Source organism: Bacillus sp. AFS059628, assembly GCF_002571225.1.
Classification (GTDB): Bacteria; Bacillota; Bacilli; order Bacillales; family Bacillaceae_G; genus Bacillus_A.
Genome location: NZ_NVEC01000038.1, coordinates 1 through 23422 on the forward strand (window position 1 = coordinate 1; position 23422 = coordinate 23422).

General features: G+C 35.2%; 20 protein-coding genes and 2 other annotated features. Of the genes, 2 read left to right on the forward strand and 18 right to left on the reverse strand.

All coding sequences use genetic code 11. The features are described 5' to 3' along the window. Positions 1 to 113: 113 nt before the first annotated feature. From ileS to COL05_RS13420, 15 genes are all read right to left on the reverse strand, one after another. Complete coding sequence (gene ileS, locus COL05_RS13350; RefSeq protein WP_098668962.1) at positions 114 to 3215, reverse strand: isoleucine--tRNA ligase; 3102 nt, start codon at positions 3213 to 3215, stop codon at positions 114 to 116. 53 nt (positions 3216 to 3268) lie between these two features. Beyond that, positions 3269 to 3508 (reverse strand) — a binding site (T-box leader). Positions 3509 to 3605: 97 nt separating this feature from the next. Continuing rightward, on the reverse strand, positions 3606 to 7808 hold the full coding sequence (locus tag COL05_RS13355; protein ID WP_098668963.1) for a bacteriocin-processing peptidase family protein: 4203 nt from the start codon (positions 7806 to 7808) through the stop codon (positions 3606 to 3608). 318 nt (positions 7809 to 8126) lie between these two features. Further along, on the reverse strand, positions 8127 to 9005 hold the full coding sequence (locus COL05_RS13360) for a class I SAM-dependent methyltransferase (RefSeq protein ID WP_098668964.1): 879 nt from the start codon (positions 9003 to 9005) through the stop codon (positions 8127 to 8129). A gap of 223 nt (positions 9006 to 9228) precedes the next feature. Next, positions 9229 to 9447, reverse strand: a complete 219-nt coding sequence (locus tag COL05_RS13365) for a hypothetical protein (protein ID WP_098668965.1) — start codon at positions 9445 to 9447, stop codon at positions 9229 to 9231. A 29-nt stretch (positions 9448 to 9476) separates the two neighbouring features. Continuing rightward, on the reverse strand, positions 9477 to 9806 hold the full coding sequence (locus COL05_RS13370) for a DUF2085 domain-containing protein (protein ID WP_062821093.1): 330 nt from the start codon (positions 9804 to 9806) through the stop codon (positions 9477 to 9479). A 171-nt stretch (positions 9807 to 9977) separates the two neighbouring features. Beyond that, positions 9978 to 11666: an arginine--tRNA ligase gene (gene argS, locus COL05_RS13375; RefSeq protein ID WP_098668966.1), complete on the reverse strand. Its 1689-nt coding sequence runs from the start codon at positions 11664 to 11666 to the stop codon at positions 9978 to 9980. A gap of 44 nt (positions 11667 to 11710) precedes the next feature. Beyond that, positions 11711 to 11925: a binding site (T-box leader), on the reverse strand. Positions 11926 to 11965: 40 nt separating this feature from the next. Next, complete coding sequence (locus tag COL05_RS13380; RefSeq protein ID WP_098668967.1) at positions 11966 to 12742, reverse strand: class I SAM-dependent methyltransferase; 777 nt, start codon at positions 12740 to 12742, stop codon at positions 11966 to 11968. Between the two features lie 49 nt (positions 12743 to 12791). Continuing rightward, a complete protein-coding gene (locus tag COL05_RS13385; protein ID WP_098387880.1) occupies positions 12792 to 13226 on the reverse strand; it encodes a BrxA/BrxB family bacilliredoxin in 435 nt (144 codons plus the stop codon). Between the two features lie 83 nt (positions 13227 to 13309). Further along, entirely contained in the window at positions 13310 to 13693 is a 384-nt protein-coding gene (locus tag COL05_RS13390) for a thiol-disulfide oxidoreductase DCC family protein (RefSeq protein ID WP_098668968.1), read from the reverse strand. Between the two features lie 3 nt (positions 13694 to 13696). Then, on the reverse strand, positions 13697 to 14824 hold the full coding sequence (locus COL05_RS13395; protein WP_000692577.1) for a conserved virulence factor C family protein: 1128 nt from the start codon (positions 14822 to 14824) through the stop codon (positions 13697 to 13699). 132 nt (positions 14825 to 14956) lie between these two features. Then, positions 14957 to 15292: a single-stranded DNA-binding protein gene (locus tag COL05_RS13400; RefSeq protein WP_098668969.1), complete on the reverse strand. Its 336-nt coding sequence runs from the start codon at positions 15290 to 15292 to the stop codon at positions 14957 to 14959. Positions 15293 to 15451: 159 nt separating this feature from the next. Further along, a complete protein-coding gene (locus COL05_RS13405; protein WP_098668970.1) occupies positions 15452 to 15706 on the reverse strand; it encodes a DUF4318 domain-containing protein in 255 nt (84 codons plus the stop codon). A gap of 106 nt (positions 15707 to 15812) precedes the next feature. Next, positions 15813 to 16544, reverse strand: coding sequence for a Bax inhibitor-1/YccA family protein (locus COL05_RS13410; RefSeq protein ID WP_001260642.1), 732 nt, complete (start codon positions 16542 to 16544; stop codon positions 15813 to 15815). Positions 16545 to 16619: 75 nt separating this feature from the next. Next, complete coding sequence (locus COL05_RS13415) at positions 16620 to 18515, reverse strand: ABC-F family ATP-binding cassette domain-containing protein (protein ID WP_098668971.1); 1896 nt, start codon at positions 18513 to 18515, stop codon at positions 16620 to 16622. Continuing rightward, positions 18512 to 19159, reverse strand: a complete 648-nt coding sequence (locus COL05_RS13420) for an HD domain-containing protein (RefSeq protein WP_098668972.1) — start codon at positions 19157 to 19159, stop codon at positions 18512 to 18514. Before COL05_RS13420 ends, COL05_RS13415 begins: the two co-directional genes overlap by 4 nt. Positions 19160 to 19268: 109 nt before the next feature. On the opposite strand from COL05_RS13420, the gene COL05_RS13425 reads away from it, so the two are divergent. Further along, positions 19269 to 20099 (forward strand): hypothetical protein, encoded by an 831-nt coding sequence (locus tag COL05_RS13425; RefSeq protein ID WP_098668973.1) that lies wholly within the window; start codon positions 19269 to 19271, stop codon positions 20097 to 20099. A 118-nt stretch (positions 20100 to 20217) separates the two neighbouring features. Here the strand turns inward: COL05_RS13425 and spoVS are convergent, their stop codons facing one another. Beyond that, positions 20218 to 20490: a stage V sporulation protein SpoVS gene (spoVS, locus tag COL05_RS13430; protein ID WP_000427792.1), complete on the reverse strand. Its 273-nt coding sequence runs from the start codon at positions 20488 to 20490 to the stop codon at positions 20218 to 20220. A 253-nt stretch (positions 20491 to 20743) separates the two neighbouring features. Next, entirely contained in the window at positions 20744 to 20875 is a 132-nt protein-coding gene (locus tag COL05_RS31870; RefSeq protein WP_257152569.1) for a hypothetical protein, read from the reverse strand. A gap of 97 nt (positions 20876 to 20972) precedes the next feature. Between COL05_RS31870 and COL05_RS13435 the strand changes: the two genes are divergently transcribed. Further along, the gene (locus COL05_RS13435; protein ID WP_098668974.1) at positions 20973 to 21557 is read left to right on the forward strand and encodes a preprotein translocase; all 585 of its coding nucleotides are present in this window, start codon (positions 20973 to 20975) and stop codon (positions 21555 to 21557) included. A gap of 145 nt (positions 21558 to 21702) precedes the next feature. On the opposite strand, the gene COL05_RS13440 is transcribed toward COL05_RS13435, so the two are convergent. Further along, complete coding sequence (locus COL05_RS13440) at positions 21703 to 23304, reverse strand: esterase/lipase family protein (RefSeq protein WP_098668975.1); 1602 nt, start codon at positions 23302 to 23304, stop codon at positions 21703 to 21705. Between the last annotated feature and the right edge of the window lie 118 nt (positions 23305 to 23422).

Here is a 23422-nt window from a genome sequence, read left to right on the forward strand (position 1 = left end):
CTAAATTCTTTGCTTTCGCTGCATTTTGAGGTGGGGGTCTTACTACCCATTAAAGCGGGATAAATTTCCATCATACAAAAAGGAAGTTGGAATCATTCCAACTTCCTTTTTCTTTATTGAGCCGCGCTTAATTTAATACGGACTTTTGTCTCACCTAAAGATAATTCCTCGTCTTCATTCGTTAAATGACCAAATTCAAATCTCTTAACGAGTAAATTTTCTTCCAATAAATCTTTATGGTTCGTTAATGTTCGCTTTAGTTCTTCCTCTGTATCAAGAATAACATCGACTCGTAAATTAACCGGTAAATTTAGTTGCTTACGATATTCTTGAACCGCTCGAATAAATTCACGTGCTACTCCTTCTTGTAACAATTCTTCCGTTACATTCGTATCTAACATAACTGTATATTGTCCGTTAGTCGTATTAGAAAATCCTGATTTTGCAACTTTCTCTACTACTACATCTTCAGCTGTTACCACTACTTCTTCTCCTGATGTAGCTTTGTAAACTGCTCTTCCTGTGGATACAAAGTTTTGTACTTCTTCTTGTGACAGTTGTTTTAACCAACCATTTACTGCATTCACACTTTTACCAAACTTCGGCCCAGCCATTTTAAAGTTCAGCTTTAATTGATAAGACGTATACTTTGTTTCATCAAGCTCAACATGGAATGCCTTCACATTTAACTCATCCATGACGATATCACGATAAGATTCCCAATCCATATCATTTTCATTATGTGCTAGTAATACAAGTTCTGCTAACGGCTGTTTTACTTTTAAAGAATGCTGATTACGGTTACTTCTTCCCAGTTCAACAACTTGTAAAACTGCATCCATTTCCGCTTCTAATTTCGGCTGAAGTAGTAATCCATTTACAACTGGATAATCCTCTAAATGAACGCTATTTCCAGTTAAATTTAAATGAATATCTTCAGCGACAAACGGTGTAAACGGTGCAATTAATTTACTAATTGTCACAAGCACTTCATGAAGTGTCTCATACGCAGCTGCTTTTTCAGCATTCATACCAGATTCCCAGAAACGATTACGTGATCGTCTTACGTACCAGTTACTTACTTCATCTACAAGCGTCGCGATTTCACGAGCTGCATTCGTAAATTGATAATCATCAAGTGCAGTTCTCACTTTTTTCGTTGTACTATGCAATCTTGATAATACCCATTCATCCAATTTCGTCCGCTTTACATCATACGTTTCTTTTGGATTATACTCATCTAAATTTGCATATAAAACATAGAAGCTATACACATTGACTAATGTATCTATAAACTTAGATTTTGCTTCCAGTACTGTTCTTTCAGAAAAACGTTTCGCATTCCACGGAGCACTGTCAACAAGTAGCGCCCATCTTAAAGCATCTGCACCAAACTGATTTACTAAATCAACTGGATCTAGTGCATTCCCTTTACTTTTAGACATTTTCTGTCCTTCTTCGTCTAATACATGCCCTAGTGATAACACTCGTTTATAAGGCACTTTTCCTGTATATAGTGCTGATACTGCTAATAAGCTATAAAACCAGCCACGTGTTTGATCAATACCTTCTGCAATTACATCTGCTGGAAACTGTTCTTCAAATAACTCTTTATTTTCAAATGGATAATGATATTGCGCAAATGGCATGGAACCACTATCAAACCAAACATCAATTACTTCTGGTGTACGATTCATCGCACTTCCGCATTTTTCGCAGCCAACTTGCACTTCATCTACATATGGCTTATGCAATTCTAAATCTTCAGGTGTTTCTTTCGTACTATGCTTTCTTAAATCATCAATGCTTTTCGGTACAAATTGATGATCGCAACTTTTACATTCCCATACGTTTAATGGTGTTCCCCAATATCTATTTCGACTAATATTCCAGTCCACCATATTTTCTAAGAACTTACCGAAGCGGCCATGTTTCATATGATCTGGATACCAAGTAACAGAATCATTATTTTGTAAAAATGTATCCTTAATTGCAGTCGTTCGGATTAACCAACTCTCTCCTGCATAATAAAGAAGTGGTGAATCACAGCGCCAGCAATGTGGATAGCTATGTTCATACTTTTCTTTATGATATAGTAAACCTTCCTGCGCTAAATAACGAACGATATCCACGTCACAATCTTTTACAAACTTCCCTTTCAAAAATGGTACTGCTTCTGTATACTCGCCTTTCTCATCTACAACATGCAAGAATGACAATCCTTCACTTTGCACGACTCTATAATCGTCCTCCCCGTATGCTGGAGCGATATGAACGAGTCCTGTACCACTGTCTGCTGTAACAAAATCCGCTGCGATAACTCGGTAACCATTTGTAACTTCCTTCATTGGAAATGGCGGCATATAAGATGTATTTACTAATTCTTCGCCTTTATGAACAGATAATACTTCATAGTCTTCTTTTAATACATCTTGTACACGTTCTTTCGCAACAATGTATACATAACCTTCTTGTTTCGCTTTCACGTATTCCATACTTGGATGTACAGCGAGCGCAACATTTGCTGGAAGTGTCCAAGGTGTCGTTGTCCAACCTAGGAAATACTCATTTTCACTATCTTTCACTTTGAACTTAACCGTTGCACTTAAATCTTTTACTGTTTTATACCCTTGTGCAACCTCATGTGAACTTAGTGAAGTTTGACAGCTTGGGCAGTATGGTGAAACTCTATGTCCTTTATACAATAAACCTTTTTCATGAATCGTTCCTAGAATATGCCATACACTTTCGATATATGGATTCTCTAACGTAACGTATGGATCATCCATATCTACCCAGTAACCGATGCTTTCAGTGAATTCACGCCACTGCTTCTCATATGTGAATACACTCTCTTTACACTTTTTAATAAATGGTTCAATTCCATACTCTTCGATTTCATGTTTACCAGAAATACCAAGTTGTTTCTCAACACCTAATTCTACAGGTAAACCGTGTGTATCCCATCCCGCTTTTCTTAACACTTTATAACCAGCCATCGTTTTATATCTTGCTACTACATCTTTAATTGTCCGTCCAAGTGCATGACCTACATGTGGTAATCCATTCGCCGTTGGTGGCCCTTCATAAAAAACAAAAGATTGTGCGCCTTCTCGATTCTGAATTGATTGCTCGAAAATACTTTGCTCGTTCCACTGCTTACGAATGCGTGTTTCTCTCCCTACAGCTGACTCTTTTACATCTACTTTCTTCATCTACAATCACTCCTTTGAATATTTTAAAGCACACAAAAAACCCGTCCCTACGAAGTAGGGACGGGTTTAACCGCGTTACCACCCTAATTCTATTAGCTCTTCGCTAATAGCACTTAGCAACGTACTATCATACGTGTTCTTTGTAACGGTAGACATCCGTCCGGGCTTACTCTCTTTCAGCCTCGGCTCCTCGGAGATGATTTTCAAATAACGTCTGCACACCGGCTTTCAGCAACATACCGGCTCTCTGGGGAACAGTACACTATTTTACTCTTTCTCGTCTTCAGATTTGTATACTTTGTTAAAAGTTATTTTATGCCATTAGGTGATAAATTGTCAACTAATTCAAAATATATTTTTTTTATTTCCTTTTTCGCTCTTCTTATACAATTACTTTTCAAATTCTTGCAATACTGCTAAATTTTCATTATCCTCGATAAGTTCAGCAAAAAATCCTGACTCATCCTCACGAAGTACAATTTTAAGCTCTTTCCTCGCCTCTTCATTTCTGTTTAACTGTGCTAAATAACAAGCACGATCGTATCTCGCTAACAAATCACTCTCATCAATTTCCAATGCTTCATTTGCTATTTTCTCTGCCTTTATTGTTTGGCCGGCACCATGATAAGAAGATGCTAAAGAAAGAAGAATTGCTGTTTCATTCGGATGATGTATAGAAGCATTTTCTAATACGTGAATTGCCTCTTCAAACCGTTCTTGACTTTGATATATTTCTCCTAAAGCAAGAAACGCTCTACTTACAAACGGTGTTTGCTCCGTTAATTGTAAAGTAATCTTTTCTGCTTTTCTTTCTTCTCCCATTTTAAGGAATACTTGTGCTTGTAAAAGAAGCGTATCATAATCATCTGGTAACTCTCGAACCATTTGCTTCGTTAATTCTGAAGCATCCCGTAACCTATCTTCTTCCTCACACTCTATGAAAAGATTTACAAGTTGCTTCGCTACATCGTAATCCCATTTACTTTCTAATGATGTTTGCAATACATCTATCGCCTCTTTATACATCGCCACATTCTCGTAAAATAGTGCAAATCGCTGTGCTGCCATACTATTTTTTTGATTTAACTTTAATGAGATTTCATATAAATCAATGATTGTAGTAATAATCGAAATTTCTTTCGCGCGGTTTTTCATGCGATAAAAAGCTCTCGTAATTATGGATTTCTTCGGCTGCTCATTTTGTTGACGTTCAATCCATCTTTCCGTCACCGCAGATGCTGCATACATAAATGCCATACTTCTTTCAGCTTTTTTCACTTTTAGTTTATGAAGAAAATCTCGTATGTTAGACCATTTCTTATATTGTTCTATCGCTTTTACATATACATCAAATATACGTTCATTATTTACATCTTTTTGTATCACTTTCATCGCAACTTCAATTGCTTTTGCATTTCTATTTTTCACTAGTACTTTTGCATAATGATATAAAACTTCTGTATGCTCACCATCTAATTGTAGCGCATATTCAATCTGTTCTTGTTCTTTATCTATTTCATCCATCGCTCCATACACATATGCAATCGCATCTAATCGCCATATTTCAGGTACTTCGTCCGCTAATTGTTCTAGTTCAGTCAGCAATTCTTCCTGAAGATTCATTTCTACCGAAAGCTGTGCCAAATATTCCATATTAATGTGCAACGGTTCTTCTTTCATCGCCTGAACCATATGACTTTGTTCTTTAAAACGGTTTTCTTCTTTTTCGTATATTTCCGCAAGCTGTAAATGTACACCAACGAAATTCCCATCAAGCTCTAAACATGTTTCATACGCTTGTTTTGCTTCCGTCAATTGTCCTAATGCCATAAGTGTTTCACCAATTCGGTAATACGGTAATGCCGTTTCTTTTTGTTCTATCGCCTTATTATATCTTTTCATTGCCTGGCCGTACTGTCCAATCGATTCATATAAAATACCTGTATAACAGTCATATTCACTTACGTCATTTCTTTCTTTTTGTAACGTTCTTAAGAATGCTACTCCTCGTTGTACAAATACGGTTCCTTTAATTCGATTCACATATTCATCTAACGCACTTGCTACATTATATTCGCTCTGCTTTATACCACTCTCTAACTTAGACAATGCTACTTTAAATCCTTCTTCACTTCCACCAAGTTCAACCTCAGCATCCCATAAAACCATTCCCGCGTTCATAAGGAAATCTTGGCTCTTTTCAATTTGTTTTTCAATACTGAGAATATATTCTTTCGCTTCCTTATATTGTTCTCTTGCCATATAAACTTGCGTAAGTCCGAAGTGAGAATAAACATCATCATGATTTTCTTCCAAAGCACGAGTATACAATGTTTCTGCTTCTTCCAGACTATCATTTTGGAAATGGTAATCACCAAGTTTTACGTATAGAGGTGCCTTATCATCACACTTCTCAATACCTTTTAATAAAACTTCTTTCGTACTTTCTTCATCCTTCAAATCAGATTCGTATATTTCCGCAAGTTTTGTATAAATATAAGGTGCATTACTATCCAAATGAATTGCTATTTTAAGCCCTTTTATTGCTAAATATAATTCCCCTAAATGATGCGCACATCTCGCTCGCTCATACCATACATGTGCTTCATTTTTGTATTCTTTTAACAAATCATTAAAGATTTCATACGCTTCTTCATATCTTTCTAAATCTATTAATATTAATCCATGATTCGTTAAAGTGAATCGTTCCGGGCTACGCTCTAAAGCTACTTGAGAAAACTGCAACGCCTTTTCAGACTGATCGATATACATATACGATAAAGCGAGAAAACTCCATGCAATTGGCTGATCCGCGTCTAATTGTAACGAGGAACGAAAACTTGAAATTGCTTCTATATAACTTTCCTGCTCAAAAACATACCTTCCGTTTATTAAATGATATAAGGCACGATTATTTTTCTTCTCAACACTCGCAAGCATGTGCCCAGCTTTTTCTAACTCTTCAAGGCGAATAAAGCACTGTGCAGCATGTAATTTAACAAAATCTGAGTTAGGAAACTTCTCCATTAACTTTTCAATACAAGATATAATAAACTCTTTATCTACTTCAACATCTAAGTGCTTAACCGTATATAACCACGTATTCGGATTATCACTCGTTCCTTTTAAAAACTTTACTAAGTCATGAATCCCCTCTTTATCTTGTTCATCCAAATGATCTGTTAAAGAAAAAATAGATTTAAAATAATGATGTTCTTCTTCATTTAAAAATGATAGTAGTTCCTTTTTTTCTTTCGGAACAAACGTAATCGCTAAACACCCTGTATAACGATATTTTTCTTGCAACTTACTATATTCCACAATAACTGGTTCGATAAAGTTCGGATCTTGAACATAAAAAGCTTGCAATGTCTCATCATATCCAGCTAGTACTTGTACATGTGAAGCATGCTCAATATCTATACTTAATAAAACGGGAATCCCCTGATCTAACAGTCTCTTATAATTTTCTACATTCCCTTTAAAATAACGATATTCATAACCTAATTCTTCTAAATAAGAAACAGTATCTGAAAACTTCGAGCCTGTCATATCAAAAATAAACTCTGCTATCTCATCTTGTGTACGTGTTTCTCCCCATAACTGCAACATCATTTCTAAACTTGTCGGCACACAATAATTATCCTTTTGTACAATCGGAACTATCGGTAAGTGAACCTTTTTGCCATCTGGATTTTTTTCTAAATTATGATATAAAGACCCTTTTAAACTTTTTTCTTCTTTTAATAATTGTTGTAAATCTACAAGTTTATTCATTTTGTAAAGAGCTTCTGCACGTAAATGTACGAAGTAAGTTTTATACGCATGATAAGGAAGCTGATTATTTATGTTATCTATTACCGCTAACATTTCTTCATACTTCCCTAAATCTAATAAATATTTCACCTTTTCAAAATGGAAATATGGTACTTGTGGGAACTTTACAATCGCATCATTAATTAGCTGTAATGCACGTTTTTGTTCTCCTTTATTCGCATATAACTGTGATAATAAATAGGTAGATAACTCTTCACAATCTTTATGCTGCATACCAGCTATAAATTGTTCTTCTGCTTTCTCCCATTCACCTGTATGCATATACACGTAGCCCCATTTATCAAATACGGCACGTTCACTGTACTCCTCTGCCTTTTTCATATAAAAAAGGGCTTCTTCATTTCGTTTCATTTCCAACAAACATCGTACTAATGTAAAATATGTTTTCGCTAAAAGATCAACGTCTATCTCTTCTTTATTTACCTCTTCTAATGAGTCTTTTAACAATTGTTCTACTTCAAGTATTTTCCGCTCATCAATTAACTCATCACAATATAAAGAGAGCGTTCTCATATTTGGGAATTTTTTATAAGCGTAGCGAATGAGGAATGAACTGTATTGGTGCATAAGCCCTTCATCAGTAAGACGTATTAATATATCAAACTCCTTATGTGAAGGAACACTAGCAAGCCAACTCTTCAAATAAGAAAAAGTATTCTTTTCTTTTATATATGAAATTTCATTATTTATTTCCTGTAATCCATCTATAAATCTCTTGTCTTTTAAACAAGCATCTAACTGCTTAAAATCTAGCATGTATTCACCTCGAATAATTTTTTGCACTGCTACTTGCTTAGATTTTACACATCATATTGTAGGTATTCAACTAAAATCTCCTATAATGGATAGTATTATTTAATATTATTCGAATTTATAACAAAATATAGTAAAAATGATTATTTTTCTCCATATTTTGTTTGATTAAATGGAATAACGTTACATGCGGACCTTATCTTTTTGAAACTGAAATCAGCACATGAAATTATATCGGCGATAATTCAAATATATCAGCGATTATACGGTAGATATCGACTCATTGACAAAAAATTATATAATTCGACAAACAGCTATCTTTCAACATTCTACGTCACCAAATGTAATTTTCATATTCGGAGCATATACTAAAGAGGAATGTAGATGAAATGCTCTAAAAAATTTGAGTTCAGCTTCATATTGAGCTAGCGCATCATCATATATTAATCCTCTAGCCATTAAAAGCTCTATAAATCGCTGTTTATCACCTGGATCTCCTGCAATTCCCTCTTCTTTTAATGAGTGATACAACTTTTCTTTATCATTATGATGCATATTAGAATCTAAAAAGTTCACTTTATCACTTACTCTACATTGAATATTTTTTACGCCTAGTTCACTTAAATACATCGGTATTTTCATACCAATACTTCCATCTTTTCCGCTTCTCTGCGTGTCACTTTCAAATAACTTCTGCAAAGTGCCTAACCTAATAATTTCCGATTGATTCTCTCCATCTAAAAAGTATGAAGACATATTTGATATCCAATGTGGCTCAAAACAAATTATTTTCCCTCCACTTTTAACTAAATGCATCATTTTTTGTAGCATTGTTTTTGGTGAACTCATATGTAATAAGAAGGCATGACAAATTGCTATATCATATGTATCGTTCAATTCAATTTCTGTAGCATCTCCCTCAAGAAATTCTATCTCATATGGAAGTAAACGAAACAACTCTCTCGCTTCAGCAAGTAATGTTTCTCCACTATCAATACCTGTATACTTTGAACCTCCTGGAAGTAACGGCATTAATACTAAGCCTAAATAACCATATCCACAACCGAAATCAACAATATGTACTGGCTTAGTAATCTTCCAAACTGTATTTACTAAAAAACTTACATAATCGTCGTTGTAATATAAATCTCTTGTGTTTTTTAAATATATTAGTTTGCTGTTCCAATCATACTCTTCCAAAACCTACGCCTCCTTTTATATACAAAACTATAGTTCTCCATTTGATAAACGGATTCCTATGTTTCTAAAAATTTTAGCGCTATTGAGCTCTAATTAAAACGTTATATTGCACATGCGCTTTACCCTCCGCCTATTCAACAAATTAATCTTGAAAAAGTAAAAAGGATTACATACCTGAAACGATACACAATCCTTTTATAATAATATTGAAATAAACAGAAGATTAGTTAGTACAATCACAATCCGAGCAATCAGTACAATCTATTACGTCACAATCTAAATTTCTCTTTTTTTTGCTTCTTTTCAAATAAAAATATAGTAGTACCATAAATAATATGCAAATAACAAAAGCTATTGTTGCTTCTATATATTTTTCATAAATGATACAACCAATTCCACTTCCACCTGATATAAAAATTAGAATTATGTAAATCCAGAACATGTAAGTATTTACCTCCGTTAATATGTGGTTTAAGATATAATCCATATAATACTAGATGCAATAAATAGTCCCATACCATTTCCGCTTAATAAGCCGGTAGTTACTCTTAACAAATTTGTGCTGCTTCGCCATTTCCACTTTTGGCTGAATCCATCGATTAATAATGGAATTTGAGCAAAAAAGGATAGCAATAATGAGAGACTAAACGAAGGTGTTATTAAAAAGTAAATTGGAAACATACAGAAACCAATAAGCATACCTGTGCATCGTGCACATAAAGGTATGTATTTTTGTAGTTTAAGAAAACTCCTTTCTGGTATTCTATGACAAGGAATATGCAAAATAAAACCTCGAATCAATACAGATCATCCTCTCTACAAATATTTTAATTGATTTCACAACATAATTATAGAGTTGTTACACTTCGTAACATATAACTTCTTATAGTTTCAAGGTTTAGTCGGCAAAATAAAAAAAGACAAATTAGGTTAATGATCTCCTAATTTGTCTTTTTTTACTATAGCTTTATTTTACATCTCCTCAGGTGCCTCCACCCCAAGTAAACGTAATCCCTCTTTTAATACAACCGTCACAGCATACACTAATGCAAGTCTGCTGTCTTTCTCTTCGCTCTCTTCTAATATACGAACATTACCGTAATATTTATTAAACGATTGTGCTACATCCAATACATATTTTGAAATGATTGATGGCTCATTTTTGTTGAAGGCTGCTTCAATTATTTGAGGGAATTTATTCAATAATTTTACGACGCTCCAGCTATGATCATCTTTTAATGCAAATGTACACGTTTCAAATTCTACACTTTCTTTTCTTAAAATAGAGCAAGCACGTGCATGTGTGTACTGTACATACGGTCCTGTTTCTCCTTCAAATTTCAGCATATTTTCTAATGAAAATTCGATATTATGCATACGCTCGTTTTTTAAATCATGGAAGATAATTGCGCCAACACCGACTTGCTTTGCTACTTCTTCTTTCTGTTTTAAATTTGGATTTTTCTCTTCAATATTTTGTTTTGCAAGGTCTATTGCTTCTTCAAGTACTTCTTCGAGTAAAATAACTCTTCCTTTACGTGTCGACATTTTCTTACCGTCTTTTAAAATGAACCCAAACGGTACATGTTCCATGCCGTCAACCCAATTGTAGCCAAGCTTTTTTAATACAGTGAAAAATTGATTAAAATGTAAACTTTGTTCTGGGCCAACTACATATAGCGCTTTATCAAATGCATATGTGTTTTGACGATATAACGCTGCCGTTAAGTCACGTGTTGCGTAAATCGTTGCACCGTCGGATTTTCTAATTAAGCAAGGCGGCATTCCCTCTTCTTCTAAATTAACGACTAACGCGCCTTCTGACTCTTCAAGCAAATCATGTTCTTCTAAAATCTCAATAAAATCTTCCATCAAATTATTATTAAAAGCTTCCCCTTGAAAATTAGTGAATTCAACACCGAGAAGTTCATAAATGCGAGAAAATTCTTTTAAAGATTCGTGACGGAACCAATTCCAAAGCTCAACAGCTTCTTCATCACCTTCTTCTAACTTCTTAAACCAAGCGCGTCCATCTTCTTCTAATTCTTCATCGTCTTTTACCTCTTCATGGAATTGCACATATAACTTAAACAGTTCACGTATTGGATCCTCTTTCACTACTGCTTCATTTCCCCATTTTTTATAAGCGGTAATTAACTTTCCAAACTGTGTGCCCCAGTCTCCAATATAATTAATTCCTACAACTTCATAACCACATTTTTCAGCGATATGTTTCAGTGAATTTCCAATCATTGTAGAACGTAAATGTCCCATTGAAAAAGGTTTCGCAATATTCGGAGAGGAATAATCGATAACTACAGTCTTTTCACATCCAAAGTGATTTTGGCCGTACTTTTCTTTCTCCGCTAAAATTGTTTTTAACACTGCATCACTTACAGTTTCACGATTAAAAAATACATTTACGTAAGGACCAACAGCCTCTACTTTCGTAAAGAATGGATCACTTAATTTCTCCGCAACTTCCTTTGCGATAATAGCTGGTGATTTTTTATATTGTTTTGCAAGTGAAAAGCATGGAAATGCTGCATCTCCGAATTCATCTTGTTTCGGCGTTTCGATTAAATCTAAAATTTGGTTTTGCGTTAATTCATTCGTAAAAATATTAGATAAACTTGCTACAAACTGGTTTTTATACTCCATACTACAACCTCCTTATTTTTTTAAACACAAAAAACTCGTCTCTAAAAAGAGACGAGTTTAAACCCGTGGTACCACCCTTGTTGTTCATTATGAACCACTTTCCCGTTTATAACGAGGACAGGGGGCCTCGGCTTACTCTACTATTCGTTCAAGAAGCATCTCCGAAGTGCGCTTCATCTTTTTCTTCCGCACTAGGCTCACACCATCCCTAGCTCGCTTTCCTTCTAAAAAAGACTACTCTCTTCATCACAGACAGTATATTTAATTAATTATTGCTTATTATACATCTTTTCAAACAATTAGCAAGGGGCAATTACACCAAAGTGAAACTTAGCACTTTTTCTTTTATATACGTGAAAATTATGTTTTTCAAATCTAGAACTGCGGAAATGATCTTTCAGAACGACACGCTTTCTCGCCACACGCTTCGCTTCTGCAATTGTTTCGTCAGTAATATCATGGTACAAAGCGAAGTGTTTTAATCCTTTTATTCCATCTGATTCTATAACAGTTTCTTCAAACATCGGATCAAGGTACACAACATCATAACTATTGTCTTCACATTGTGTTAAAAATGCGTAATGCTCCGTTTGCTTCACATCGATTCGTTTCATTGCCTCATCAATTTCAGAAACAGATGAAGACCATGTTTTCAAACCATTTTCCATAATATAAGCCATATACTCATTGCCTTCAAGTCCCGTTACTTTTCCGCTTTTACCAACAATATAACTAGCTACAATACTATCTGATGCCATACCGAGTGTACAATCTAACACTGTCATTCCGCTCTCTAATTGCGTGGCTTGTACAAACGGGTCGTGTTCTCCGCGCATTAATCTTTTCACACGAAACATCGCTGAGTTTGGGTGAAAGAAAAACGACTCTTCCGTTCCTTTTGGGTAAATAGCTAATCGATTTTTGCCTACGACAAGTACATCTTGTTCATACTGCTCATGCAGTTTATGTACCGGTATATCATTACGTTTAACGAATGAACGATTTAATTCTGTGGCTACCTGCTTTGCATAATCTGTCATTTCTTTATTCGTTCTTCCTGCTGTTGTTACTATCATTCTTTCACCTCTATATAAAGAAAAGAGGGAGATTTACTCTCCCCCTTCTTTAGCAATTCTTTTCGAAAGCTTGTTCTAAGTTCGTAATAATTTCGTCCATAGTTGCACCTTCAATTTCATGACGGTGAATGAAGTGAACAACTTCTTTTCCTTTTAATAATGCCATAGATGGTGAAGATGGAGGAATTTCTCCGAAGTATTCACGCATTTTTGCAGTAGCATCTTTATCTTGACCTGCGAATACAGTTACAAGATGATCAGGTTGTTTTTCAGCACGAACAACCGCTTGACCTGCTGATGGACGTGCTAATCCAGCTGCACATCCACAAACTGAGTTTACAACTACTAAAGTTGTACCTGTTGCGTTTTCCATAAATTCTGTTACAGCTTCCTCTGTAGTTAACTCTTCAAATCCAGAACGCACTAATTCTTGACGCATTGGGATTACCATTTGGCGCATGTATTCTTCATAAGCATTTGACATCTTGTAATCTCTCCTTCAACTTTCATTCCAAATTCATCATATCACGCTCTATTAATAGGTGCAAAAGAAAGATAACGATGATTTCATTTTTTTGTAGGGATTTCACAAACCCCACCGCGGCAATGTCCAACTGGGACAAGTGTTCTATTGTTAGCGATATAATCGTATACTTTACTTCCAAATCCGAGTACGATAGATAGTTTTATAAAAGGAACAGCAAACCAGTAAGATGGAACGGCCTTTGCTAATACATGTATGCTATCAATTCCGTCATACCACTTATTATTTTTTAAAATATACAATCTTTGTTCCATCTTGCTTTGTAGTTCTTGAGAAAGTTCATACTTCTCAACTACATCTTCATCTCGAAATGAAACAAAGTTCATTTTACCCTTTTTATCTAATTTTTTCGTACGTTCTGCAACCGCCGTACACATCGGACACCAACTATCATAGAAAACAATCATACATTATTCCCCTTTACGAGACTCCGTCATTTGTTTCCATACAGAACCTTTTGCTTCTTCTCCGCCTTCAATACGCTCTAATGCTAGACGCGCTTGCATCGCTACTTCAAACTCTGGATCATCTTGCGCTGCTTTTAAAGCCGGAATCGCACTTTCATCTCCAAGTTCAAATAAGAACATAGCTGCACGCCAGCGTACTAATTTACTTGAATCCTTCAGAGATTTAATCATAACGAACATCGCAGCTGGATCACCTACATCTGATAAGCAATCACCCGCTGTACGTCGAACACTTACAGAACGATCTAATAATGCTTTATATAATAAAGGCAATACTTCATCACCTTTTACCATACCTAAATACGCTGTTGCTAAACGGCGGATCGAAACTTTTTCATCATCTAACGCCATCTTCAACACTGGAATATCTTCTTCAGTAGGATCCATTTGTTCTAATGCTGCAAAACGTTTTTTCCAGTCAGCATCTTTCATCATCTCTTCTGTTACTTTATATGGCTCACGTTTTTGAATCGTTACTTCAACAGCACCTGCCTGGTTTAATAATTCTTTAACCGTTTCATTTACACGTTCTTCTGAATAAGCAGCAACAATCTCTTCGACTACTTCTTTCCCGATTTCTTCAAAGTTTCCGTAACGTGTACTTTGTTCCACCCATTTGCGCTCTTTTACAACGTTTGGTGCAGACATTTGCACTTTCATAATTGATTCTTTAAAACGATCTGGTAAACCAACACGTTCTTCTGTTGTTCCATCTGTTAACTTTACTTGCATTGGAATTGTAAAGAACATTTGAACAAACACTTTTACTTCCCCAAAATGAGCAAGTTGTTGTTCTTCACTTTCTTCTACTACTTCTTCGCCGAAAACAGCACGAACTTGTTGTAATAAAACTTTCCAGTCATACTTCGCATTTCGCTCCACTGCTAAAAAGTCGGCTACATGATATACACCTTTAATGCCTTCAATTTTCAAAATTTCTTGCACTTGCATTGGTGCTTGTTCTTTATTTTCATTTGTATAATTATTACGTGCTCCTGATGGTAATACTTCATTCAAAATAACTTTCATTGTATTTGGACTTGGCGTCGGTTCAATTGCTTTAATCTTCACGTAAAAAACTCTCCTTTATTGCATGTTCTTAGCTGTATTGTAACATGTTACCACTCTATACTCCTACTCGGATGCTTTATTTTGCTGATTTCTTTCCACCATCATACTTTAATTTCCTCAAGTCCCATCTTATTATGATGCCCCCTCCCGCCTTTTCTCCAAAAATGTAATATTTTCAATCACAACTTCCGTTATATATATTCTCTTTCCTTGATCATCCTCGTAATTCCTCGTATGAATACGTCCGGTAATTCCAACGAGTGAACCTTTCTTACAATATTCAGTTACATTCTCAGCTGACCTTCTCCATACAACGCAATTAATAAAATCTACTTGCTGCTCACCTAAACTATTTCGAAAACCTCTATTCACCGCAACACATACTCGTGCATACGCGACGCCTTGCTTTGTGTAGTATAATTCTGGCTCCTTTGTCAATCTACCGATTAATACAACTCGATTCATCATAAGTTATACCACCTCACATATTTTTCTTCATTGTAAATAAAAATATATGAAGGGTAAAAAGCGTAAAATAATATATTTTAAAGTAAAAAAGATTATTTTTTTATGCTATAAAAGAAAAAAAGAAACCTTACATATTTTAAACATGTAAGGTTTCAAAATTTATACTTCACTGCATGAAATGTAATATCCACCACGAGCCATCTTTATCTCAACGCGGTACATTACATTTTCTAAGTAAAAAGTAATCGGTTTAACTTTACTCTCAAATTTTAGTCTTTCATTACATTCAGCCGCATATCCCTCTATTGCTGAAGTAATAACTTCTGATGATGGATACGTTAAAGCATCATCTAGTTCTATGAAAAAACTTTTAGAAAATAGCTTTTTCATAATCCCTTTCTTCTCTTTCATCATATTCCATCCCCTTCAATTTAAGGTTACCAACATCCATATTATACCACATCATCAATTTATCTTTAAAAATAAAAAAATCCTGCATTTTTCATGCAGGATTTTTTTATTAGTCATTTTTCGTAAAGTAAGAAACGAAACGAAGAATTTCTAAGTATAACCAAACTAATGTAAGCATTAGTCCCATTGCAGTGTACCACTCCATATATTTCGGAGCTTGACTACGTACACCATTTTCGATTAAATCGAAATCTAGTAATAAGTTTAATGCAGCAACTACGATAACAACTGCACTAATAATAATACCGATTGTCCCACCTTGGTGAATGTACGGAACCGTTACACCAAACATGTTTAGTAGAAATACGACTAAGTACATAACCATAATTCCAAGTGTCGCTGCCATCACGCCTGTACGGAATTTATCCGTTACTTTTACTACGCGGGTTGCATATAACACTAACATTGCAAATAGAATTGAGATTGTTAGTAATACAGCGTTTAAAACGATAGAATCGCCAAACTTCATTGTATAAACAGCTGAAATACTACCTAATACAACCCCTTCTACCGCCGCATAGATTGGTGCACCAAAAGGTGAAATACGCGGGAAGAACATAGATGCAAATGCGATGATTGCTGCAACGATTAAAGCACCAATTAATACTGGCATCTTCATCGTACCCTCTATCATCTGTATGTATGAATAGACAGACGTTGCAAGTAGCAAGATAAGCATAATAAACGTTTTGCCTACTGTTCCGCCAATAGTCATCGCAGAAGCACTTGCTCCTTCTTTACGGAATGCCTCTTTTTTCAACATTGGATTAGATGTTCTCATTTTTTCCCTCCTAAAATAGGTTCTACCAATAGTGTAAAGTTTTTCTCTTTACTTTTCAATATATGCAGCTTGTTTTTATTTTAATCCTTCAACAATGTCCGATAGTTCACTCCATCTTTCCATCGTTTTTTCTAGCTCTTCTTCTGTTTTTTGCTGTGCTTCAGATAATTCTTGTGCCTTTGTGAAATCAGAACCAACATTTGCAAGCTCTTCTCCAATTGACTCAAGTTTTTCTTCAAGTTCTGCAATTGTATCTTCAATTGTTTCCCATTCGCGCTGTTCGTTATATGAGAGTTTACGCTTACGTTGTTGCTTCGGTGCTTCTTCTACCACTTTTTTCTCTTTTTGCACTTCCGCTTTCTCTATAAGTTCTCTCGTTTTTTCCATTTCTAAGTAATCCGTATAACTACCTAGAAATTCGCGCACTTCTCCTTCTCCCGTAAAGATGAACAATTCATCTACTACTTTATCTAAGAAGTAACGGTCATGCGACACAGTTAAAACGACACCTGGGAAATCTTCTAAATAATCTTCTAACACCGTTAATGTTTGTGTATCTAGATCATTCGTAGGCTCATCCAGTAATAGTACGTTCGGTTCTCCCATTAATATACGTAATAAGTATAAACGTCTTCTCTCGCCACCAGATAATTTGCCAAGCGGTGTACCATGTGAATGTGGTGGGAATAAGAAACGTTCTAACATTTGAGACGCACCAATTACTTTTCCGTCTGTCGTATGAATGACTTCCGCGATCTCTTTAATGTATTCAATCATACGTTGATTTAAATTCATCTCTTCATTTTCTTGCGTATAATAAGCGATTTTCACTGTTTGCCCAACTTCAATTTCACCACTATCAGGAGATATTTTACCTGCAAGCATATTTAATAACGAAGATTTACCGCTACCATTAGCTCCAATAATTCCGATACGATCGCCTGGTTTCACAATATGATTAAAGTTGTTTAATACAGTTTTATCGCCGAATTTTTTCGTTACATCTTTTAACTCTAGTACTTTTTTCCCAAGACGGCTACCGCTAAGCGCGATATCAACTGACTGTTTTGCAGCTGGTCCTTCTTGACCTTTTAACTCTTCAAAACGTTGAATACGTGCCTTTTGTTTAGTCGAACGAGCTTTTGCACCACGGCGAATCCATGCTAGTTCGCGGCGATATAAGTTTTGACGTTTTGATTCCTGCGCAAGTTCTTGTTCTTCACGAAGTGCTTTCGCTTCTAAAAACGTACTGTAATTTCCTTCATAACTATACAGTTTTCCATTATCTAATTCAAAAATACGATTCGTCACACGATCTAAGAAGTAACGATCATGGGTTACAAGTAATACTGCACCTGTATATCGTGCTAAATATTCCTCTAACCACTCAACTGTCTCATGGTCAAGATGGTTCGTAGGCTCATCTAAAATTAATAGATCTGGTGTTTCAATAAAACATTGTGCCATCGCAATACGTTTTTTCTGTCCACCAGATAAATTTCCAACAATTGCTGTGAAATCAGTAATTCCTAATTTCGTTAATAACGATTTTGCGTTCGCATTTGCTTCCCACGCACTCATCGCATCCATACGTTGTTGCACTGCAAATAATTGTTCCTGTACTTTTTCATTGCTTGGATCTTTTTCGATATGTAATAGTGCCTTTTCATAGTCACGAAGAAGACGAATTAAAGGTGTATCACCATGGAAGACTTGCTCTAATACTGTTAATTGCTCATCAAACTCCGGTTGCTGTGATAAATAACTAATTGTATACCCACGTGAATGAGTCATATCACCTGTATCAGCAATTTCAGCCCCTGCAATAATTTTTAATAAAGTTGATTTACCAGTACCGTTTACTCCGATAATTCCGGCACGTTGTCCTTCTGCAATACTAAATGATAATCCATCAAATAACGGTTTTTCTCCATATGATTTTGATAAATTTTCCACAGTTAACATTTTCATATTTGTGCATTCCACTCTTTCATAAATTGTTCAATAAACTGTTCCATATAACGATGACGAACTTCCGCCTCTTGTTTTGCTGCGCTCGTATTCATTAAGTCTTTTAGTTTCAAAAGTTTTTCATAGAAATGGTTTAAAGATGGATCATTATTTTTTCTATATTCATCTTTCGTCATCACTTCACGAGGCGGAATAGTTGGATCATACATTAATCTCCCTTTCGCTCCACCATACGCAAATGTGCGAGCTATTCCAATTGCACCAAGTGCATCTAAGCGATCCGCATCTTGAACAATCTTCCCTTCAAGTGACTCTACTTTACCGCCATGACCACCTTTATAAGACATATTGGCGATGATATGAAGAACATGTTTACTTTCCTCTTCTTCCACATGTAACTCTTCTAACCAATCAGAAACTTTTTTCATTCCTGCTTCTTCACTTTCATTTAACTTCTCATCAGCCACATCGTGAAGTAATGCTGCCATTTCAACTATAAAACGATTTCCTCCTTCTTGCTCGGATAAAGAAATCGCCAGTTTATGTACGCGCTCAATATGATACCAATCATGCCCACTCGCATCTTTTTCTAAAATATGTTTTACAAAAGTAATTGTTTTTTGAATCTTTTCTTGTTTTGTCATTTTATCTTCACCCAGTTACTTATTGTAACACGCCCGCATTTTTTCATCACATATTTTCTTGTCCGCCCATACACTGGGTGGTAGGCATCATCATGAAGGAGGAATAAACATGTTCTATAATAATCAACCGCCTTACCCACAACAACCATTTTATCCTCAGCAACAGGAAGAACGGTATGAAGAACAATATGAGGAACAAGAACAACAATATGAACAAAATCCATACACAACACCACAAAATCAAGAAGCAAATTATCAACAAAACGCATACGACACACGTCCAAATTATGAATATCCTCAAAATCCATATGCAGTACCACAAAATCAAGAACAACAATTTCAACAAAATCCATATGCAATAACGCAAAATCAAGAACAACAATTTCAACAAAATCCATATGCAATAACGCAAAATCAAGAAACTGAATATCAACAAAACGCATACGACACACGTCCAAATTATGAATACCCTCAAAATCCATATGTAGCACCGCACAATCAAGAACAACAATTTCAACAAAATCCATACACAACTCAGCCTCAACAACCACAATATCAGCCGCAAATGTACCAACCAAACTACGACGCGCGTGTTTCACCACCTAAACCACCAACACTTGATCCTACGCAACCACAAATTTTACCGCCTGGACCAACACTTGATATTACACAACCGCAAATCTTACCGCCTGGACCGATTACAGAACCAACACAACAACAAATTCAACAAGTTGTCGGTACACAGTTTTTACCTTTAAAGAAACCTGTACTAGATTTCGTAAAACCTTGGGTAGATTACGGTTTAAATGAAGCAAAACATACATCACACAAACACGCTTTAACAGAAGTTGCGGCGATTATGTTTTTAGTTGGGAAAGGATTCAACCCAACGATTGCACATTATATTGTGGAATCTTGGGAGAAGAATGAGCAGTTTTAAGGTTATCCATTTCATTTTAAATAAAACAAAAAAAGTGTCACAAATGCGTAGGTTATAAGCATTTGTGACACTTTTTGTTTGTTATATTAAATATCATTTCAATACTGAATTACTGCAGTTACCTTCTCTTTCTAGGACCTATAATTAATTTAATCGCCGTTCTCTCTTGATCATTAATAGTAACCTCTTGAAATGCCGGAACAAAAGCTAAGTCAATACCACTTGGAGCAACAAACCCTCTTGCGATCGCAATTGCTTTAATTGCCTGATTTAAAGAACCCGCCCCAATCGCTTGAATTTCTACATTACCACTTGTTCTTAGTACACCTGCAATTGCACCTGCCACTGAATTTGGTTTTGATTTTGAAGATACCTTTAATATATTTTCCATGTAAGTTGCTCCCTCTATTATTTAATCGCTCTTTTGTTACCGTTTAAAATATTTCAACGTATCTTTTAATACTATTCACACCAAAAGCAAACAATGCTACATATGTACATTCATTCGATACTTTTCGTCTTCTTCCTGCCTTACTACGTAAATAAAGAAGGATAACTAAAAATCTAATATAAAAAACATTCAAATAAAAAGATATCACTTTAACGATCATATCATTGCAACTGAGGATACTGGTTTTACTGTTTCAGATATAATTAATATAAGCATTCACCCCACGCTTCAATTCCCCAAGAAATCCCTCTAATATTTTCACCATATCATTAACCTTTTCTTTTTCAAAAATGGTTACAGCTTCTATTCTATTACTATATTTCATCGTATTAGCACTTTATTTTCTATATCTATCACCTTTCATATAGGACAAGCATAAAATACTATGAGTATACACTTCATTCATAATAGGAGGTAATATATTGGGTTCATACTATCATTCTTCAAGTTCCAATAAAAAATGTTCCTGCAACTCTTCTTCCAGTTCATATAAAAAATGCTCTTGCAATTCCTCTTCTAGTTCATATAAAAAATGTTCCTGCGACCATTCACATAAAAAAAGTTGTCCGGCATACGGCACTTTTTGGCAAACAGAGTTTATAACTGTTCCTTTTGGAGATCCTTTTCCATTTAATCACGTTGGTCCTATAGTAGGAGGCGTTTCCTTACTAAATCCTACTACTATACAAATTAGTCAAGCTGGTGATTATAGAGTTTCTTTCATTTCAACAATTAACACTACTGTAAATCCTGTCTTTCCACATATTCCAGTCATGACTATATTTCTAAACGACAATCCACTTGCTAATAGTCAAGGTGACTTTGCTTTTCAAATGAATACTTCATCAAATAACGAATGCCTTCAACTTGCAGGCGAAACGATTGTTACAGTTCCAGCTAACTCAACTCTTCAACTGAAAAATAATAGTGGTTTTAATCGTCAAAGTATTGCAACTTGTGATAATGGTATTAATTCAGTTGAATTAACAGTTATAAAACTAAGTTAATAATCACCTTCTCATTCAGATGCTATTTCAGCATCTTTTTTATTGAATAATGCTTTTCTGTTAATCTAGTAAACATGAAAAAAGTACCGAACTCTTCTACTGAAAAAGTTCGGTACTTTTTATATTAAAAGCTTCTCATTCCTTTTTATTTCTCCACATAAACTGACTTAACAATTGTACGACTATAAGGTTGCCCTTCTTTATTCATCCCTTTTATATCCATCGTAACGTTATATACTCCTGGTTGCTTTATGTCCTTCAAAGCACCCGTAAATGTATTGTTATTAACATTTTGTAATTCACTATATTCAGAGACTAGTTTTCCTCCTTTATTCACGACTCTTACCGTTATAGATAGATTCCCTTTCATTTCAGGTGCCACAGGTGATTTTTTCAGTTTATACTCAGATTTATTCGCTTTAACTTTTGTAGGCATTTGGAGAATAAATGGCGCATCAGTCTCGTAATCGCTTACAACTAAATATGCATCTTTCGACTGCTTCGCCATCATTTTAACTTTCCATTCTCCTACATCCATTTTATCAAATTTAAATGTTCTAATTGTCGCACCATTAAAGAAAGATTCACCTTCGCCAGTAGTTATAACGCTATCTTTATTTGTATACATTTTTCCTTTTGGAGATATCATTTGTACTTCTACATTAGAAGAAGCAGTTAATATAGAAACGATTCCTTCCGCTTTTTTATCAACTGTAACAGTTTGCTCTATCCACTGATTTTGTGGCAATTCTCCTCCTAAAATGTTTTGATTTGAAGTTGTATTAAATTGTTCTATATTTTCATTTGAACTAGTGCTGGATGCTACTAAAGCTGGTACGGCTACATTTGATGTACGTAAATATGGTTCAATTCGCGAGAAAACAGCAGATCCTTTTCGTATGTTATCATGATCAAATCTGGAATCTGTAAATAAATGAGTTCCATACGGTAACTTAGCACTCCATTCATTTACTAGTCCATCATTTGAACCGTATGATGACAAATATAACCCGCCCATAGATAACGCAGAAAATACTGGTCCCCAGCTAGTCCCAGTAGCGGTATAGTAACGGTTTAATTTAGCTGCTGGATTATTATCAATCGTTGAACGAAATTTTGCCATTTCCCCCATTTGTAATGAATACGTACCATCATCTTTTTGACCTAATATAGAAGCAAGCCATCCCGCCCACCAACTATATGATAAATCAGCTAAGTTTGATCCATGATGTGGCGTCGCAAGCGTAATAACATTTCCGACAAATCGATTTGCACCATATCCTACTAATGCAGCCTGTGTATCAATACCGCCTTTACTATGTGCTACAATATTAACTTTTTTACCGAAATGATTATATATTTCTTCTAATTTTTGTGCTAACAATTTTCCGTTGTCCCACTGACTAGCTGACCCTTTTCCAGCAGCATCATATAATTGTATAAAAACTGTTTGATAACCTGCTTTCAAAGCATAGTCATACATATCATTTATATCGTGATACACTGTCTTACCATACCAACTATCAGCATTCCCATTCCTTCCTTGCACAAAGAGAATTGGAGGTTTATTCTCATTATAATTAGCAGGTTTTTGGCCTAAAAACCAGTCTCCAGGTGTAAAGACTTCTTGATCTGGAAAACCTGTTTTAATCTCTTTTACAACTTCTGCTCGCACATTTGTGCTAATTATTGGAACCATGATAAAAAATAAAATTAGTAAGGCAACATATCTTCTCATCAATCTCATGTTACTCCCCCCACTTTTTTTGAAAGAAGGTGCTCTTTGTAATTTTTTTATCTTCTTTCTTAATACTAGATAATCTTTTTACTTAAACAAAATCTTCTCCCTATTCCCAATAGATTAC